The organism is Phenylobacterium aquaticum (assembly GCF_947378715.1).
In the GTDB taxonomy this organism is placed as follows: domain Bacteria; phylum Pseudomonadota; class Alphaproteobacteria; order Caulobacterales; family Caulobacteraceae; genus Phenylobacterium; species Phenylobacterium aquaticum_A.
Window position 1 is genome coordinate 1 of the sequence record NZ_CANCLE010000083.1, and the last position, 16,919, is coordinate 16,919.

At 68.4% G+C, this 16,919-nt stretch carries 16 protein-coding genes; 10 read left to right on the top strand and 6 right to left on the bottom strand.

Going from position 1 to position 16,919, the window contains the following annotated elements:
* From Q7P21_RS12105 to pepN, 3 genes are all read right to left on the bottom strand, one after another.
* The coding region (locus Q7P21_RS12105) for a histidine kinase dimerization/phospho-acceptor domain-containing protein (protein ID WP_304177260.1) at nucleotides 1-2,102 on the bottom strand (2,102 nt) is incomplete at its 3' end.
* Nucleotides 2,103-2,279: 177 nt separating this feature from the next.
* On the bottom strand, nucleotides 2,280-2,735 hold the full coding sequence (locus Q7P21_RS12110) for a PleD family two-component system response regulator (protein ID WP_304164087.1): 456 nt from the start codon (nucleotides 2,733-2,735) through the stop codon (nucleotides 2,280-2,282).
* A 113-nt stretch (nucleotides 2,736-2,848) separates the two neighbouring features.
* On the bottom strand, nucleotides 2,849-5,467 hold the full coding sequence (pepN, locus tag Q7P21_RS12115) for an aminopeptidase N (RefSeq protein WP_304177262.1): 2,619 nt from the start codon (nucleotides 5,465-5,467) through the stop codon (nucleotides 2,849-2,851).
* A gap of 88 nt (nucleotides 5,468-5,555) precedes the next feature.
* Here pepN and Q7P21_RS12120 point away from each other — a divergent pair, with 88 nt between their 5' ends.
* The gene (locus Q7P21_RS12120) at nucleotides 5,556-6,044 is read left to right on the top strand and encodes a YkgJ family cysteine cluster protein (protein ID WP_304164091.1); all 489 of its coding nucleotides are present in this window, start codon (nucleotides 5,556-5,558) and stop codon (nucleotides 6,042-6,044) included.
* Between the two features lie 80 nt (nucleotides 6,045-6,124).
* Nucleotides 6,125-6,775 carry an OmpW family protein gene (locus Q7P21_RS12125; RefSeq protein ID WP_304164093.1) on the top strand — a complete coding sequence of 217 codons (651 nt, stop codon included), beginning with the start codon at nucleotides 6,125-6,127 and terminating at the stop codon, nucleotides 6,773-6,775.
* A 12-nt stretch (nucleotides 6,776-6,787) separates the two neighbouring features.
* On the opposite strand, the gene Q7P21_RS12130 is transcribed toward Q7P21_RS12125, so the two are convergent.
* The gene (locus Q7P21_RS12130) at nucleotides 6,788-7,363 is read right to left on the bottom strand and encodes a hypothetical protein (RefSeq protein WP_304164094.1); all 576 of its coding nucleotides are present in this window, start codon (nucleotides 7,361-7,363) and stop codon (nucleotides 6,788-6,790) included.
* Nucleotides 7,364-7,508: 145 nt separating this feature from the next.
* Between Q7P21_RS12130 and Q7P21_RS12135 the strand changes: the two genes are divergently transcribed.
* The 8 genes from Q7P21_RS12135 (at nucleotide 7,509) to Q7P21_RS12170 (ending at nucleotide 14,951) form a co-directional block, all read left to right on the top strand.
* Entirely contained in the window at nucleotides 7,509-8,630 is a 1,122-nt protein-coding gene (locus tag Q7P21_RS12135; protein ID WP_304164095.1) for an acyl-CoA dehydrogenase family protein, read from the top strand.
* 14 nt (nucleotides 8,631-8,644) lie between these two features.
* Nucleotides 8,645-9,871: an acyl-CoA dehydrogenase family protein gene (locus Q7P21_RS12140; RefSeq protein WP_304177264.1), complete on the top strand. Its 1,227-nt coding sequence runs from the start codon at nucleotides 8,645-8,647 to the stop codon at nucleotides 9,869-9,871.
* A 452-nt stretch (nucleotides 9,872-10,323) separates the two neighbouring features.
* Nucleotides 10,324-11,988 (top strand): tetratricopeptide repeat protein, encoded by a 1,665-nt coding sequence (locus Q7P21_RS12145; protein WP_304164098.1) that lies wholly within the window; start codon nucleotides 10,324-10,326, stop codon nucleotides 11,986-11,988.
* Complete coding sequence (locus Q7P21_RS12150) at nucleotides 11,989-13,464, top strand: hypothetical protein (protein ID WP_304164100.1); 1,476 nt, start codon at nucleotides 11,989-11,991, stop codon at nucleotides 13,462-13,464.
* Nucleotides 13,461-14,078: a hypothetical protein gene (locus Q7P21_RS12155; RefSeq protein WP_304164101.1), complete on the top strand. Its 618-nt coding sequence runs from the start codon at nucleotides 13,461-13,463 to the stop codon at nucleotides 14,076-14,078. The genes Q7P21_RS12150 and Q7P21_RS12155 overlap by 4 nt, the downstream gene beginning before the upstream one ends.
* The gene (locus Q7P21_RS12160) at nucleotides 14,072-14,233 is read left to right on the top strand and encodes a hypothetical protein (protein WP_304164103.1); all 162 of its coding nucleotides are present in this window, start codon (nucleotides 14,072-14,074) and stop codon (nucleotides 14,231-14,233) included. Before Q7P21_RS12155 ends, Q7P21_RS12160 begins: the two co-directional genes overlap by 7 nt.
* A gap of 70 nt (nucleotides 14,234-14,303) precedes the next feature.
* Nucleotides 14,304-14,576, top strand: coding sequence for a type II toxin-antitoxin system ParD family antitoxin (locus Q7P21_RS12165; RefSeq protein WP_304164105.1), 273 nt, complete (start codon nucleotides 14,304-14,306; stop codon nucleotides 14,574-14,576).
* Nucleotides 14,577-14,588: 12 nt separating this feature from the next.
* Nucleotides 14,589-14,951, top strand: a complete 363-nt coding sequence (locus Q7P21_RS12170) for a type II toxin-antitoxin system RelE/ParE family toxin (RefSeq protein WP_304164108.1) — start codon at nucleotides 14,589-14,591, stop codon at nucleotides 14,949-14,951.
* 8 nt (nucleotides 14,952-14,959) lie between these two features.
* On the opposite strand, the gene Q7P21_RS12175 is transcribed toward Q7P21_RS12170, so the two are convergent.
* Nucleotides 14,960-16,567, bottom strand: a complete 1,608-nt coding sequence (locus Q7P21_RS12175; protein ID WP_304164110.1) for an amidase — start codon at nucleotides 16,565-16,567, stop codon at nucleotides 14,960-14,962.
* Between the two features lie 139 nt (nucleotides 16,568-16,706).
* The gene (locus Q7P21_RS12180) at nucleotides 16,707-16,889 is read right to left on the bottom strand and encodes a CsbD family protein (protein ID WP_304164112.1); all 183 of its coding nucleotides are present in this window, start codon (nucleotides 16,887-16,889) and stop codon (nucleotides 16,707-16,709) included.
* Nucleotides 16,890-16,919: the final 30 nt, after the last annotated feature.

Genomic DNA, 16,919 nt, shown 5'->3' on the forward strand with positions numbered 1-16,919 from the left:
CGGAAATCAGCCTCCACCTCGGGCAAGCCGTCTACATCCATCGATAGCCGCAGGCCCGACTCGTCGGCCCGCGCCCGCACCAGCCTCGCGGCGTCCTCGGCCACGTCGTGCAGGTCCAGCATCTCGTAGCGCATGGTCATCTTGCCAGCCTCGATCTTGGACATGTCGAGAATGTCGTTGATCACCGACAGCAGGTGCTGGCCCGAGGCGTGGATGTCCTGGGCGTATTCGACGTAGCGGGGGTCGCCCAGCGGCCCGAACAGGCTGGCCACCATGATCTCGGAGAAGCCGTTGATGGCGTTCAGCGGCGTGCGCAGCTCGTGGCTCATATTGGCCAGGAACTCGCTCTTGGCGCGGTTGGCGCCCTCGGCCCGGACCTTCTCGCTCTCATATTTGCGGGCCAGTTCGGACAGCTGTTCCTGGCTGCGCTCCAGGCTGGTGACCGCCTTGCGCAGCTGTTCTTCATTGAGGCGTCGGGCCTCTTCCTGGGTCTTGATGGCGGTGATGTCGGCGGCCGTCATCACCAGCCCGCCCTCGGCGGTGCGGCGCTCGGAGATCTGGATCCAGCGGCCGTCATTGAGCTCGGCTTCCCGCACGCCCTTGCGGCCGTCGGGGGAGGGGGTCTCCTGCTTGATGGCCAATTGGGCGAAGCGGTTGACCTGGTCGCGGGAGGCGCCGGGCTTCAACAGGCGCGGCTCCAGCGAGAAGACGCTGCGATAGTTGCGGTTGCACATCAACAGGCGCCCGGCCCGGTCCCAGAGGACGAAGGCTTCCGACACGCTCTCGATGGCGTCGCGCAGGCGGATCTCGGCGGCCTGGGCGCGGGCCTGGGCCATGCGCTCCTCGGTGACGTCGAGCGCCACGCCGATGATGCGGCTATAGCCCTGGCCGGGTCCGTCGCCAAAGGCCTGGCCCCGGGCGTCGATCCAGATCGGCCGTCCGCCCGCCGTACTCGGCACCCGGAACGACACGTCGAAGCCGCCATAGGCCGCCGCCGTGGCCAAGGCCTGGCGGACCCGGTCGCGATGGTCGGGCGAGACGCGGTCCAGAACCTCCTGGCCGGCCACCACCCCGCCGCCGCCCCAGCCCAGGATCGCGCCGGTGACGTCGGACATGTACATCTGGTCGGTGCTCAGGTCCCACTCCCAGATCCCGCAGCGCGCCGCCTCGACCGCCAGGCGGAACCGCTGTTCGGAATCCACGAAGGCCTTGGTGGCGGTCTCGGCCTTGCGGCTCTGGCCCAGCAGCAGCAAGCCCAGCAGGAAGGCGGCGGCGAGCGGGATCAGCAGCCAGGTCAGCTGTTCCGCCGTGGTCTGGATTTCATTGTCGGCCGACGGCGCCGCCGAGATCACATAGAGCGCCCCGCCCAGGGCCGGTCGCGCGGCGAGGTCCAGGGCCGCCCCGTCCGGGCGTCTTCCGCGGATCAGCCCGCCATCCAGGCTGAGGTCCTCTGCGGCCACGCCGAAGGCGGCGTTGAGGGTGTCGGCGACGGCCACTCCGCCGGGCCCGCTGCCCGCCAGGACGCGGCCCTGGGGCGTAGCGACCACCTCGTCGCGGGTCTTGGTCAGCCAGGCCGACAGCCGGGCCGGCGAGCCCACGGCGACGATCCAACGCCGGCCCTTCGGCGAATTGGCCTGGATCGCGGCGGCGAGCGCCGGCTTGGCCTGGTGGGTGACGCCCAGCCAGGGATCGCGGCCGGACTTCTCGGCGGCCTGGGTCAGCTCCTGCCAGTCGATCCCGTCGGCAGGGCCGGCCGAGGCGACCACGCCCTCGTCGCCCAGGACCGCCAGGCTTGAGGCCGCGCCGGCGGTGGCGGCCAGGCCGGTCTGGGCGAGGTCGGCAGGCTGCTGATCCTCACGGGCCAGCAGGTCGCGGGCGGCGAGCAGACCGCCCTTCAGGCCGGCGGCCTCGGCGTCCAGCCGCGCGGCGACGGCGTCGGCGCGATCGGGCAGAGCGGCGTTGGCCAGGGTGGCGGTCTGGGGCTCGCGCTGGACGCGGGCCACGGCGAAGGCGGTGTAGATCGCCAGCAGCAGCAGGGTGGACAGGATGGCGACACGGGCGAACGCCTGCCCGGGCAAGGCGGGGCCAGGCTGAGCCTTCACCCGCTCTCGCCCGACCGCAGGGTCTTCAGCCGCGTCATCCCCCACGCGTCTGGCCAAAGCCCGCCGCTCCTTCGAAACCTGGACCGAGTCACCCCGAAGCCTGGAGTCTACGCGGGCGGTGGCGCCCCGTCACGAGAGTCATGCGGTCACACCCACAGTCGGCGGGGGTGGGCGCGATCAGACCCGCTTGCGGCGCTCGGGACCCTTGTATCTCGGGTCGTCATGGCGTCGCCGGTCGGGGCCGAAATAGCCGCTGCCGGAGTTCACGAAGGGGCGCGGACTCTCGAAGGTGGTCAGGATCCGCTTGATCAGGTCGGCGGGGGTGAACGGCTTGACACAGATCTCGTTGATGCCGGCGTCGCGCGCCGCCATCACCCGCGCCCGATCGGCGTGGCCGGTCAGCATGATGATCGGCAGTTGCGGCGCCGGACTCGCCGGATCGTTGCGGAGCCAGCGGGCCAGGGTCACCCCCTCCTCCGTCCCCATCATGTAGTCCAGCAGCATCAGGTCCGGCGGCGTGGCCTTCAGGATCTTCTTGGCCTCCGCGAGAGTCGTGGCTTCGGTGAATCGTTCGAAGCCAAACCCCCTGAGCATGGTCTTGACCAGGTCGATCGTCCGGATGTTGTCGTCCACGAGCAATATGCGCACTCGATTCAACGCGTTCGACATACCGGTGAAGCCCCCTCTGTAGCCCGATCTATCCTGGTGGAATTCCGAATGACCAGCATTCCTAGGTTGTGCGCCTGCTAGTCAGCCAGAGCCTTGGCGGCCAGCTCGAGGACGTTCTTGGACAGGCCGGGCGTTTCCGCGATCCGCTGCAGCTGCTGTCTCATCAAGGCGCCGAGCTCGGGGCTGTAACGCCTCCAGCCGCCCAGGGGCTCCACCATTCGCGCCGCCGTCATCGGATTGAAGCCGTCGACGGCCAGAATCTGGTCGGCGAGGAACCGATAGCCGGCGCCGCTAGGGTCATGGAATCGCGCCGGATTGCCGCTCGCGAAGGTGGAGACCAGGGCGCGCAAGCGGTTGGGGTTCTTCTGGTCGAAGGCCGGGTGGGCGGTCAGGCCCAGGACCCGGCCCAGCACGCCCTCATCCGGCGCGCGGGCCTGCAGGGCGAACCATTTGTCGATCACCAGGGGCTCGGTCTTCCAGCGCTCGTAGAAGTCGATCAGGGCGGCGTCGAAAGCCTCGCCGCCGATCTGCATCAGGGCGTTCAGCCCGCCCATGGCGTCAGTCATGTTGAGGGCGGCGCGATAGTGGCCGTCCGCCAGCTCGGTGACCTCGGAGCGCGGATTGGCCGCGAGCAGATCAAGTGTCGCATTTCGCAAAGCCCGGCGTCCGGCGCTGGCGGCGTCCGGCGAGAAGTCGCCCAGTTCCTGCAGTCCGATATGCAGGCGCTTCAGGTCGTCTTCCAGATGCAGCGACAGCCGCTGGCGCAAGGCCTCGCGGGCGGCGTGGATCGCGGCCGGATCGGCCGGCTGGCGGGCCAGCACCAGGTCGGACTCGCTGGGCAGGGACAGCAGCAGGGCCTTGAAGGCCGGATCAGCGGCCTGGTCGGCCAGGGCCCGGGCCACGGCGTGGGCGTAGCGCTCCTCGCCGACCTCGTCCGGCTTGCTGGCGGCGCGGCTCAGAATCAGGTCCCGGGCGAGGTCCTGGCCGGACTCCCAGCGATTGAACAGGTCGGGGTCGCCGGCCAATTGCACATAGCGGTCACGAGAGGGCGAATCAGTGGTGAGCGTCACCGGCGCCGAGAAGCCGCGCAGGGCCGAGACGACGGGCGCGGAGTCGACGCCGGTCAGGGTCACCTGGGCGGTGGCCTTGTCCAGTACGACCACGGTCTCGTCCACCGCCTGGCCATCACGTTCGAAGGCGAGCGTCCGGCCCTCCGCGTCCAGCAGGCCGATGCGGACCGGGGTGGGCAGGGGGCGCTTGTTGGGCTGTCCGGGTGTCGGGGCGATCTCCTGGGAGAGGGTCAGAGACAGGGTCTTGGCCTGGGCGTCATAGCTCTGGGTCAGGCTGACCTTGGGTGTGCCGGCCTGTTCGTACCAGGCGAAGAAGTCGCTGAGATCCTGGCCGGTGACGTCGGCGAAGCAGCGGATGAACTCCTCCACCGTGGTCGCGTGGCCGTCCCAGCGATCGAAGTAGAGGTCCATGCCTTCGCGGAACTTCTCAGGCCCGATCAGGGTCTTGAGCATCCGGATGACCTCCGCGCCCTTCTCGTAGATGGTCGCGGTGTAGAAGTTGTCGATCTTCAGATAGCTCGACGGCCGCACCGGGTGGGCCAGGGGCCCCTGATCCTCGGAGAACTGGCGCGCGCGCAGGGCCTTGACGTCCTTGATCCGCTGGACGGCTTCGCCGCGCATGTCGGCCGAGAAGCTCTGGTCGCGGAAGACGGTCAGGCCTTCCTTCAGGCACAGCTGGAACCAGTCGCGGCAGGTGATGCGGTCGCCGGTCCAGTTGTGGAAATACTCATGGGCCACGACGCTCTCGATGCGCTCATAGTCCAGGTCGGTGGCGGTGGCGGGATCGGCGAGCAGCAGGGAGGAGTTGAAGATATTCAGCCCCTTGTTCTCCATCGCCCCGAAATTGAAGTCGCGCACCGCGACGATCATGAACAGGTCCAGATCGTATTCGCGGCCGAACGCTTCCTCGTCCCACTTCATCGAGCGCTTCAGGGCGTCCATGGCGTAGGTCGCCCGGCCGGCCATGCCTGGATCGACATAGATCTTCAGGTCGACGGTGCGGCCGCTCATGGTGACCAGGCTGTCGGCCAGTTCGTCGAGTTCCCCGGCCACCAGGGCGAACAGATAACAGGGTTTCGGGAAGGGGTCGTTCCAGACGGCGTAGCGCTTGCCGCCGGCCATGTCGCCGGTCTCCATCAGATTGCCGTTGGAGAGCAGGCGTTGGTAGCTCTTCGGGGCCTCGACCCGGACCGTGAAGCGCGCGAGCACGTCGGGGCGGTCCGCGAACCAGGTGATCTTGCGGAAGCCCTCGGCCTCGCACTGCGTGCAGAAGCGGCCGCCGGACATATAGAGCCCGTCCAGCGCCTTGTTGGCCTCCGGATCGATCTCGACCTCGGTGGTCAGGACGAAGGCGGCCGGCACATCCGGCACGGTCAGGAACTCGGCGTCGATCGTGTGCTCGGTCGCCTCCAGCAGTCGGCCGTCCACCGCCACGGAGATCGGCTTCAGCCGCTCGCCGTTCAGCACCAGGGGCTCGGCATGGTCGCCGTTGCGTCGGATCGACAGCTTGGCCGTCACCCGGGTGGTGTTGGGGGCCAGATCGAAGGTCAGATGGACCTCGTCGATCAGATAGGCGGGCGGGCGGTAGTCGGTGAGCCGGATGGGCTGGGGCGTTTCGGTGCGCATGGGTGAGATTTAGGCCATCGCCCGGCGAAGGGCGAGGGCGGTCGCGACCGAAAACAAACTGTCATGGTCCGGTCATAGGTTTCGCCGCGTGAACGGGCGTCCTGACATCGCCGAGACCAAGAGCTGCGGCGACTGCGGCCTGTGCTGCAAGCTGATCGGCGTGCAGGCGATCGACAAGCCGCAGTTCGTCTGGTGCAAGGCCTATCGCAAGGGCGCGGGCTGCACGGTCTATGACGACCGGCCGGCCGACTGCCGGGCCTTCATCTGCTACTGGCTGCATGTTCCCAATCTTGGCGATGAATGGCGACCCGACCGCGCCGGTTTCGTCATGCATATCGCCGACGGCGGGGCGCGGCTGAACATCGAGGTCGATCCCGGCAAGCCCCAGGCTTGGCGCCAGGAGCCCTTTCTCTCGGCCTTTCGCGCCTGGGCCGCCCAGGGCCGGGCGCGCGGCCTCACCCTGTGGGTCTGGATCGGCCGTCGCGCCCTGGAGATCACGCCGGATGGCGAGATCGACCGGGGCATGCTGCGTCCTGCGGCTCACACTCGTCGAGATTCAAACAAGCGTTTGAGTTAGATCAAGGCCGCCCCGCCCGCCCGGCGCGATCCCCTCGGCCAAGGCAGCTTCCACCTGCCGCCAAGAAGGGGATAGATCCAATGACCGCCACCCGCATAGCGCTCTGCGCCAGCGCCGCCGTCCTCGCCCTCGCCGGGACCGCCCATGCCCAGGACTTCACGCCCAAGCACAAGGGCCTGATCATGCTCAACGTCCGCGCCACCGATGTGTCGCCGGACGCCAATGACGCCATCACCACCGCCGCCGGCGCGCCGACCGGCCTGCATGTCGACGTCAAGGACGACGTGATGCCGACCATCGGCCTCAGCTACTTCCTGACCGATCATGTGGCGATCGAGGCCATCGCCGGGACCACCCGGCACACGGTCCGCGCCCAGGGGACGGGCGTGAACGTCGCGGTCCATGACAGCTGGGTGCTGCCGCCGGTCGTATCGCTGCAATACCACTTCGCCCCGGCCGCCAGGGTCAGTCCCTATGTCGGCGCGGGCGTGAACTACATGATCTTCTATGGCGGCAAGGACAGGAACGGCTTCAACGTCAAGCTGAAGGACGGCTTCGGCTACGCCCTGCAGGCCGGGGTCGATGTCGCGACGAAGGGCGCCTGGAGCGTCAATGTCGACGTCAAGAAGGTGTTCTTCGAGACCGACGCCAAGATCAATGGCGGCGCGCTGAAGTCCAAGGTGAACCTCGATCCCTGGGTGGTCTCGGCCGGCGTCGGCTACAAGTTCTAGATTGCGCGCCGTCTATTCGGCGGCGTGGGCGGCGGGGTCGGCCTCGCCGGTCTCCGCCGCCGGAACCGCCTTCAGATAGGCCTCGATCTTCATGATGTCCTCGGCCAGGCGCACCATGTCCGGCGGCGCCTGGCCCGGGCTGTCATCGACCATGGCGACGACCCGGCGGCAGGCCTCCATCAGGCGGGGCGCAGAGGCGATCAGCCGGGCCTGCTGCTCGATCTTGGCCGGATCGCGGTCATATTCGGCGCCGGGCACCCGCCAGCCGCCCCAGTCGTTCAGGTCCGTCACCACCACAGGATAGCTGCCCGGATAGGGATGGTGGCGGCAATTGTCCTCGGTCTGCCATTTGTTCTTGGCGCGCAGCAGCCGCCAGCGCGATCCGTCGTCGGCCAGGGTCTCGTCGCTGTCCTGCTCGGCCTTCAGCTCATGCGCCTGAAAATCGCGTCCCAGGCCGACGTCGTAGGTCACCCGCACGGGCTCGTCGAAGCCCCGCGCCCAGACCGGGACGATCTTCTCCACGACCGCCCAGGCCCCGACGCTTTCGACCCAAACCTTCTGGTTTCGCTGGAATATCGCCTTGGCCATCTAAGCGCGCTCTCAGGTCTGATCACAGGGCTCGCATAAGACCCTGAAATCCTTGACGCGAGGTCAATCTTTTCATGGGCTTCGCCATCGCTATGGTGCGCGCGACGAAACCTTTTAACCGGCCTCAGCGGCGGGATGGGCGGACATGAATTTCGATTTTTCAGACGATCAGAAGTTTCTGAAGAGCGAGGCGCGCAAGTTCCTCGAGGCCAATTGCCCGACCACCCGGGTGCGCAAGGTCCTGGACGACGACGCCCAAGGCCATGATGCGGACCTGTGGAAGGCCGTGGCCGGCCAGGGCTGGCTGGGCGCCGCGATACCGGAAGAGTTTGGCGGCCTGGGTCTGGGTCACCTGGAGCTCTGCGTGATCGCCGAGGAACTTGGTCGCGTGGTCGCCCCGATTCCCTTCGCCTCGACGGTCTATTTCCTGGCCGAGGCGGTGATGCTGGCCGGCGACGCCGATCAGAAGGCCCGGCTGCTGCCGAAGATCGCCGCCGGCGAGATCATCGGCTGCGTGGCCAGTTCCGAGGGGCCCGGCGCCCTGTCGGCCGCCACGGTCCAGGCGACCGTCGCCGACGGCAAGCTCTCGGGCGTGAAGATCCCGGTGACCGATGGCGACATCGCCGACGTCGCCCTGGTGCTGGCCAAGGAGGGCGGCAAGCTCGGCCTCTATCTGGTCGAACTGGCGGCGGGCGGCGTGACCCGCGAGGCGGTCAAGACCCTCGACCCCACGCGCGATGCGGCCAAGCTGACCTTCGCCGGCGCCCCGGCCCAGCGTCTGGGCGCGGCGGGCGAGGGCCTGGCCCTGCTGGAACAGGTGCTGGATCGCGCGGCGGTGCTGCTCAGCTTCGAACAGTGCGGCGGCGCCGACCGTTGCCTGGACATGGCCAAGGAATACGCCCTCGAGCGCTACGCCTTCGGCCGGGTGATCGCCTCCTACCAGGCGATCAAGCACAAGCTGGCCGACATCTATGTGAAGAACGAGCTGGCGCGCTCCAACGCCTATTACGGAGCCTGGGCGCTGAACACCAACGCCCCGGAACTTCCCGTCGCGGCCAGCGCCGCTCGCATCGCCGGGTCGGAAGCCTTCTGGTTCGCGTCCAAGGAAAACATCCAGACCCATGGCGGCATCGGCTTCACCTGGGAAATGGACTGCCACCTCTACTACCGGCGTTCGCGCCAGCTTTCCCTGGTCGCGGGCGCGCCCCGGGTCTGGAAGGAACGTCTCGTCAGCCACCTCGAGCGCCGCAACGCGGCGGCCGCCTAAAGGGGATTGAAATCATGGACTTCAACGACTCTCCCGACGAAGCCGCCTACCGCAAGCAGGTCCAGGACTGGCTGGCGGCCAATGCGCCCAAGGCCCAGGCCGGCGGCGACCCCGAAGGCGGCGACAGCCTGGGGGCCTCCAAGGCCTGGCAGGCCAAGAAGGCCGCCGCAGGCTATGCCTGCATCACCTGGCCCAAGGAATGGGGCGGCCAGGGCGGTACGCCGATCCAGACGGTGATCTTCGGCGCCGAGGAGGCCAAGCACCCGATCCCGCCCAATCCCTTCCAGATCGGCCTGGGCATGTGCGTGCCCACGGTCATGACCTTCGCCGACGACGAGACCAAGAAGCGCTTCGTCGGCCCCGCCCTGCGCGGCGAGGAGATCTGGTGCCAGCTGTTCTCCGAACCCTCGGGCGGCTCCGATGTCGCCGGTTCGCGGACCAAGGCCGAGCGCGCGCCGGATGGCTCGGGCGACTGGATCATTAACGGCCAGAAGGTGTGGACGACGGGGGCCCAGTTCTCCGACTTCGGCATCGTGATCTGCCGCACCAACCCCGATGTGCCCAAGCACAAGGGCCTGACCATGTTCTGGATCGACATGCATGATCCGGGCGTGGAGGTGAAGCCGATCCACCAGATGTCGGGGGGCTCCGGCTTCAACGAGGTGTTCTTCACCGACCTGCGGGTCAAGGACAGCCAGCGGCTGGGCGCCGAGGGCGATGGCTGGAAGGTCAGCCTGGTCACCCTGATGAACGAGCGCCTCGCCGTGGGCGGGGCGACCGGCGCGGGCTGGGCTCAGTTCATGGAGATCGCGCGCAAGACGCCGGGCCTGGATGGCGGTTCGGCCCTCAAGGACGGCGCCCTGCGCGAGAAGCTGGCGGACTGGTACGTCCAGGCCGAGGGCCTCAAGCACACCCGCAACCGGACCATGACGGCGCTGTCGCGTGGCCAGACCCCGGGACCGGAGAGCTCGATCGGCAAGATCATCTCGGCCGTGCAGATGCAGGAACTGGGCAATGCGGCGATCGAGATGCTGGACCAGTACGGGATCATCAATGATCCGGAGCTGGCGCCGCTGCACGCCGGCTTCCAGGGTTCGGTGATGTTCGCGCCGGGCCTGCGCATCGCCGGCGGCACCGACGAAATCCTGCGCAATATCATCGCCGAGCGGGTCCTGGGCCTGCCGGGCGATATCCGGGTCGACAAGGACATTCCGTTCAAGGACATGCCCACCGGCCGGTGACTCGACTTCAGCCCCTCTCCGGCGACGGGGAGGGGCGACTGCTTTCTAGGCGTCGAGCGCCATGGCTCCGCCGCAATATCCGGACATCATTGGTCGAACGAACGGGACGGTTTAGGATCGTCCTGGCGCATCGGGATATCCCGAATCGACATCCTAGACGCGGCGGCGATTGAACAGGTCGCAACCACAGTCAAGCAACAATGCACTGTCTCATTGATCTCAAGACAGGCTCGCAATGTTTTCCCGCCTACGGTGAAGTTCTTCCAGACGCCGTTTGTCTTCGCCTCACAGGCGAAATCGAGACAATCGATGACGTGGAGGCCTCTCAAGCTGTTCATGTACCTGTCAGGTGAATCTGTTCAGAGTGCAAAGCGTTGCTCGAACGCTTGACAGAGAGCGGCCCAGCGACGCTAGTGAAGCTGTGGAATTATGGTTAACGCTTGGGGGAGCGCATGGCCCGTCATGAAGCTGCCCAGGACGCCCGCCGGTGGGGGCGCAGGGCCCTTACAATCGCGGTGATGGCGGGTCTGGTGCCGCTCATGGGCGGCTGTCAGCCGCCAGGCCCTGGCAAGTTCGCGTCCGCCAATGCGACCTGCCCCAGACCTCAGGGTCCGATCGGCGTCGCGCCCCAGTTCAACGCCCAGGAACAGGACGTGCGTTTCCTGCGCCGCCAGGCGTTCCACGGCGACTTCTTCGCCCAGATCGACCTGGCCCGCCGCTATTCGGGCCGCGACGCCCGCGAGCGTAATCTGGAAGACCCGGTCGAGGCGGCCGTCTGGTACGAGCTCGCACTCTCCAACCCGGACGGCTATTCGCCGATCGTGCCCTATCCGATGGGCAAGTCGAACCAGCGCGGACCGCGCAAGATCACCGACTGCCGCACGGCCGAGCGCCGCGGCGCCTATTACGCCCTGGAACGGCTGCTCAACCTGATGAGCTCGGATGAGCGCCAGGATGTGCGCAACCGGGTGATCTATGTGCTGTCGACCCAGGGCGCCTATGGCTTCCGCACCCTGGCCCGGCTGCATGACGTGTCGTTCGGCCCGTTCGGCGATCCCGTCGACAATTCGCCGATCGACCCCAAGGACCTGGTCCGCCTGAAGCCGCCGGCCTCGGCGACCCTGTTCACGCGCAATGACGTGGACGTCTATCTCTACAACTACCTGGCCACCCAGGCCGGGGACGTGGCCGGCTATGTGATGCTGAAGGACTTCGAGCGGTCCTCGCCGGAACGCGCGGCGCTGGCCGCCGACGCCCAGGCCACCGCCGCCCGCTGGGTCCCGCCCTACGAATTCTATCCGCCCGAGGCGCCGTCCTCCGGCGTGCCCCATTCCGACGAGAGCGACGCCGCCGGCGAGGCGGGCGCCGTGGCGCTGGGGCGGATGAACGAGCTGCCCTTCGTCCATGTCGGACGGGCCATGACCTATCTGCGCATCACCGCGCGCCCGCCGATGCATGAGAATCAGCTGGGCTCGGCCGAGGCCAGCGCCCTGCAGGGCATGCTGGGCCGCCCCGGCACCGGCCGGCTGGGTCCGCTGGAAAAGGTTCGCGCCATCCAGTACGCGGCGGTCAATGGCTCGCCGACCTCGCAGCTGGTGCTGGCGGTGATGTACGCCGAGGGCGTGGGCGTGCCGCGCGACTATGCCCGCGCCTTCCACTGGTTCTCCGAGGCCGAGAAGCAGGGCAGCCCCGAGGCCAAGTACGCCATGTCGACCTATTTCTCCCTGGGGGTCGCCGGCATCGCCGATCAGGATCGCGCCCAGGCGGTGGTCTATCAGATCGATTCCGCGCTCTCGGGCTTCAGCCCGTCGGTCAGCCGGCTGCGCAACGTGCTGGCCCAGGTCTCCGGCCAGCCGCAGCGCGACAGCTATAATTCCTATCAGGACGACGGCGAGCGCCGTCCGGTGCGCGAGCCCTATGGCCAGGGCGGGGGCGGCTATGGTCCCAGCCAGGGGCAGGGCGGCGGCTATAGCCAGGGCCCCTCCGGCGGCGGCTACAGCAGCCAGGACATGCGCGGCGGCCCGAGCCAGCGTCCGGGCGCGGCCTATGGTCCGAGCCAACGCCCCGACAGCCTGACGATCCGACCCGTGCGGCCCCAGAGCGAGGGGTACAGATAGATGACCGCCATGCGTAACCTGCTCAACGGCCTGATGGCCCTGGCCCTCATCCTGGCGATGGATGTCGCGGCCCCGGCCCCGGCCATGGCCGCCCCTGACGCCCGCATCGACGCCTTGATCCGCCCCTGTTTCGGCGTGCTGACCACGCCGGACATCGCCAACCGCTGCAAGGGGACGACCCATCGCCGTCGCGGCTATGGCTATGGCGGGCGGATGCCGGCCTACCCCTCGACCTATATCGACTGCGCCTATGCCTGGCCGGGCCAGATCAGCGACACCATCGAGCGCAGCTGGAACGGGGCGACGATCACGCTCACCTCGTCCAATGGCCGCGCCTGTCAGGAAGCGGTGGTGATCAACCGCCCGGTCCGCATCATCGGCGATCCCGGCGCCCCGGTGCGGTTCGCCCAGCCCCTGCTGGTCGCGCCCCCCGGCATGCCCTGCCTGCGTCTCGCGCCCTCGATCTGGGTCACTTTGCAGGACCTGACCATCGGCCAGGCCGAAGGCGCCGAAGCGCCTTGCATCCTGGGCCAGACGGACGAGCTGAACCTCTACAACACCAGCGTGGCCTATTCCGGCGCCGGCGGGGCGATCGCCCTGGCGGGCGACAGCAAGCTGACCCTGATCGACAGCCGCATCGTCTCGCGCAGCCAGGCGGCGGCGGTCACCACCCGCGGCCGGCTGAAGATCAGCAATGTGACGATCGGCGCGGCGGTGATCGGCCTGAAGGCCACGCCCAGCGACGATGTGAAGATCGACGGCCTGGACCTCGTGCGGCTCGACGACTGGACCGGCTCGCAGCGCTCGGCCGCCTCGGCCGGCCTGGTGCTCACCGATATCGGCCCGTCCCAGCTGATCGAGATCAGCGGGCTGGACATCAATGGCTTTTCCCGCGGCGCCTATGTCTCCGGTTCGGGCGAGGTGAACCTGCGCTCGCCCTCGATCAGCGGCGCCGACTGGGCCCTGCTGGTCGAAGGCCCCACGACCCGGGTCTCCAAGGCGCTGTTCAGCGCCGGTGAGGTCGGGCTCTATGCCGCCGCCGGCACCACCTATATCTCCCAGGCCCGTATCCAGGGCGTGATGCGCTCCGGCATCTTCGCCGAGCGCGGCGCCCAGGTGCGCAGTGTCGACAACACCGTCTTCGCGGCCAAGGAGGGCTGCGCGGCCCTGAAGAGCGGCTTCTTCGAAGGCGCCCTGACCTGCCGGCCCTGGTTCGAGGCGCCTGAGCTGGGCGGCGGCGCCGGCCAGTCGCCCCTGCCGACCTTCGACGGGTTCCAGGCCGTGCTCGACGGCGAGATGGAGGCCCGGGCCACGCCGACCTTCAAGGGTGGGCCGCCCTCGGCGCCGACCAGCTACAACCGCCCTGCAGGCCCAGGACCGGTGGCCGCGCCGCTGCCCGGCGCCCGACCCTATTCCACCACCGGCCCGCAAGGCCCGACGTCCCGCGGCGCAAGCCAAGGAGGATCTCCGAAATGACGACTTCCCCGCGCAAGATGACGGCCCTGCTGGCCGCGGCGGCGACGATCGCCTCAAGCTGCCTGATCTGGACGGCGCCGGCCGTGGCTCAGTCGGGCCCTGGACGCGGCGGCGGCGGTGGGTGCGGACAGCAGTCCCTGACCGGCGAGGCGCCGGACATCATGACCTATGACTCGCGCAGCGGGACCCAGGTCTTCATCGACCAGACGCGTCGCACCGACATCACCGCCTATAACCCGCGCACCCGCTCGGCGGCCCATGTGGCCGGCGACCTCTCGCAGCACGGAACGGCGGAAGTCTGCACCGTCGATGGCACCCCGGGCGGCGACGCCTATTCGATCCGGCCCGTGGGCGACAGCGCGCAGATCACCGGCTTCGACGGCAAGACCGGCCAGAGCTGGCGGATGGACGGCGACGGCAGCCTGATGCGCGAGCATGACTGTTTCAAGTTGGGCCTGGGCCTGTTCGCCGGCAGTCGCGGCGACATGGGCGTGCTCGGCCCGACCCTGGCCGCCGGTCGCGACTTCGCGGCGGTGGGCGTGGCGCTGGGCGACCATGTGGTCGGCCTGGGCGCCAAGGACGGCATGATCGGGGTGGGGGCCCTCAAGTGCTGAGCCGGGTCCTGCTCGCTGCGATGGCCGGCCTGACGCTGATGGCGCTTGGCGCCTGCGTGTCCGAGCCGTCGCATCGAATCCCGCACCCCACGGCGCCGTCGCCCAGCCGGGTGATCCCGCCGCCGCCGCCGATCGACGTGCTGCGCCCGAGGTAAGTTTGGGCAGGGCTCTCCGTTGTCAAAGATTGACAACGACGGTATCTTCGTCGCTTGACGGAGCTGCAACATGACCGCCCGAAACGTCAATCTCACGGATCATCTGGCCCACTTCATCGACCTGAACGTCGAGTCCGGCCGCTTCCAGAACGCCAGTGAGGTGGTGCGAGAAGCCTTGCGCCTGCTTGAGCACCAACAGCAGGAGGACGAGCTGAAACTGGAGGCCCTTCGCCAGGCGATCGCCGTGGGGATGGCGGATATCGCGGCCGGGCGGTTCATCAGCCTTGAGAGCCATGAGATCGCGGGCTTCCTGGAAGGTCTCGGCCAGTCCGAGGCAGACTGATCTGGTCGCGCCGTGCGCCGTCTGATCATCTCCCTGGAAGGCCAGGTCGACATTTCAGGAATCCTGGCGCACAGCGCAGAGGCGTTCGGCCTAAATGCTCGGAGCCGCTACCGCACCTTGCTCGATGTGGCGCTGCGCGACCTTATCAATGATCCCAACCTCGTCGGGAGCCAGGTGCGAGCGGAACTGGGCGCCGGGGTCCGAGTATATTCTCTACGGAATAGTCGGCAGCGCGCGCGGGTATCGGGGGGGACCGTTTCCGAGCCCCGTCACGTCATCGTCTATGAATACGATGAGGCCCAGGTCCGGGTCATGCGAATCCTGCACGAGGCGATGGACCTTGCGCGGCATATTCATCCGAGCAGCCCACTTTAGCCTTTCCCTCACGTCCCCGGCGCGAAGGCGATCTCATAGGTCGGCCCGACACTGACTGAGGGCCGGAAGGTGGGCGTCATCCGCGCGCGGGTCGCCTGTTCGAAGGCGTAGCCGAGCGACAGCAGCCGGGCTTCGGACCAGGCCGGGCCGATGAAGGACAGTCCGACCGGCAGGCCGGACACCTGGCCCATGGGCACGGTCAGATGGGGATAGCCGGCCACGGCGGGCAGGCTGGACGCCGAGCCCAGCCACTTGCTGCCATTGACCGGATCGACCACCGAGGCGGGGCCGCCGCTTTCGGCGACCAGGACCTCGACCTTGGCTTCGGCCAGCAGGCGGTCGATGCCTTCGGGGCCGGCCAGCCGCCTGGCGTCGGCCTTGGCCTTGAGATAGGCCGGGTCGTCCAGGCCGGGGCCGGCCTGGCTCTCTTCGAAAATCTCCTGGCCGAACAGGGCCAGTTCGCGTGGGCTCGCGGCGTTGAAGGCGATGAGGTCGGCCAGGGTGCGGGTCTTGACCTGGGCCGGGGAGGTCGAGGCCAGATAGGCGTTGATCCCGGCCTTGAACTCGACCCGCAGCACCGTGTCCTCGGCGGCCTCCATGGCGGTGGCGTCCGGCGCCTTGACCTCGACCAGGGTCGCGCCGGCGGCCTTCAGGGCGGCCAGCGCGGTCTCGAACACCGCGTCGGTGGGGGGCGAGCGGCCGGCCGTGGCGCGCAGCACGCCGATGCGCGCGCCCTTGAGGGCGGCGGGGTCGAGGGCTTTCAGATAGTCGGTCCTGTGGGCGTCTGCCGGGGCGGTGGCCGGGTCATCGGGGTCGGAGCCGGCCAGGACGGTAAGCAGGGCGGCGGCGTCGGCCACGTGGCGGGTCATGGGCCCGGCGGTGTCCTGGCTGGCCGAGATCGGAATGATGTGGGTGCGCGAGACCAGGCCCACGGTGGGCTTCAGTCCGACAATGCCGTTCATGGCGGCGGGGCAGGTGACCGAGCCGTCGGTCTCCGTACCGATCGCGGCCGAAGCCAGGGCGGCGGCCACGGCCGCACCGGATCCGGCGCTGGAGCCGCAGGCGCTGCGGTCGAGGGCGTGGGGATTGCGCACCAGCCCGCCGACGCCGCTCCAGCCGCTGATCGAGCGGGTCGAGCGGTAGTTGGCCCATTCCGACAGGTTGGTCTTGCCCAGGATCACTGCGCCCGCGTCGGTCAGGCGCCGGACCAAGGGGGCGTCGCGGTTGGTGACATTGTCCTTCAGCGCCAGGGAGCCGGCGGTGGTGGCGGTGTCGTCGGCCGACTCGATATTGTCCTTCAGCAGGATCACCACCCCGTGCAGGGGGCCGCGCACATGGCCGGCCTTGCGCTCGGCGTCCAGCGCCCGGGCGTCGGCGAGGGCATGGGGATTGAGGGCGATGATGCTGTTGAGCCTGGGGCCCTGGTGATCCAGGGCCGCGATGCGGGCGAGATAGGCCTTGGTGAGGCTCTCGGCGGTCGCCTGGCCCGAGGCCATGGCCGCCTGTTGCTGGCTGAAGGCCGCGAAGGCCGGATCTTCCGCGCCTTGCGCGGCCGATCCCAGAAGTCCCGTCATCAGCACCACCCCCGCCGCCAGTCCGCCGATCGTCCTGCGCATGACCGCCTCCCATAGTTGGAAGGCATTGGACGGCGCCGGGCGCAGGATGACCAGACATGACGAGGGCCGCGTCCCTTCGGACGCGGCCCTGCCTGTTCCGTCCGCACCCAGGGGGGGCGGGGCGAAGACGGTGTGTAGGTTATTTCTTGAGGGCGGCGGCCGCGGCGTCCTTCAGGTCGCCGACGCTCTTTTCGATCTTGCCGACCGTCTTCTCGGCCATGCCTTCAGCTTGCAGGCGCTCATTGCCGGTGGCCTTGCCGACGGCTTCCTTGATCGATCCGACGGCTTCCTTGGCGGCGCCCTTGATGGTGTCCTTGTGCATCTCGGAGTTCCTTCTGCGCTGGGGAGGTTC

Excerpts from the sequence above, each read along its gene's own strand:
- Q7P21_RS12145 (WP_304164098.1), top strand. The coding sequence starts at position 10,324 with ATGGCCCGTCATGAAGCTGCCCAGGACGCCCGCCGGTGGGGGCGCAGG.
- Q7P21_RS12150 (WP_304164100.1), top strand. The coding sequence starts at position 11,989 with ATGACCGCCATGCGTAACCTGCTCAACGGCCTGATGGCCCTGGCCCTC.
- Q7P21_RS12165 (WP_304164105.1), top strand. The coding sequence starts at position 14,304 with ATGACCGCCCGAAACGTCAATCTCACGGATCATCTGGCCCACTTCATC.
- Q7P21_RS12125 (WP_304164093.1), top strand. The coding sequence starts at position 6,125 with ATGACCGCCACCCGCATAGCGCTCTGCGCCAGCGCCGCCGTCCTCGCC.
- Q7P21_RS12155 (WP_304164101.1), top strand. The coding sequence starts at position 13,461 with ATGACGACTTCCCCGCGCAAGATGACGGCCCTGCTGGCCGCGGCGGCG.
- Q7P21_RS12175 (WP_304164110.1), bottom strand. The coding sequence starts at position 16,567 with ATGCGCAGGACGATCGGCGGACTGGCGGCGGGGGTGGTGCTGATGACG.
- Q7P21_RS12130 (WP_304164094.1), bottom strand. The coding sequence starts at position 7,363 with ATGGCCAAGGCGATATTCCAGCGAAACCAGAAGGTTTGGGTCGAAAGC.
- pepN (WP_304177262.1), bottom strand. The coding sequence starts at position 5,467 with ATGCGCACCGAAACGCCCCAGCCCATCCGGCTCACCGACTACCGCCCG.
- Q7P21_RS12180 (WP_304164112.1), bottom strand. The coding sequence starts at position 16,889 with ATGCACAAGGACACCATCAAGGGCGCCGCCAAGGAAGCCGTCGGATCG.
- Q7P21_RS12135 (WP_304164095.1), top strand. The coding sequence starts at position 7,509 with ATGAATTTCGATTTTTCAGACGATCAGAAGTTTCTGAAGAGCGAGGCG.
- Q7P21_RS12140 (WP_304177264.1), top strand. The coding sequence starts at position 8,645 with ATGGACTTCAACGACTCTCCCGACGAAGCCGCCTACCGCAAGCAGGTC.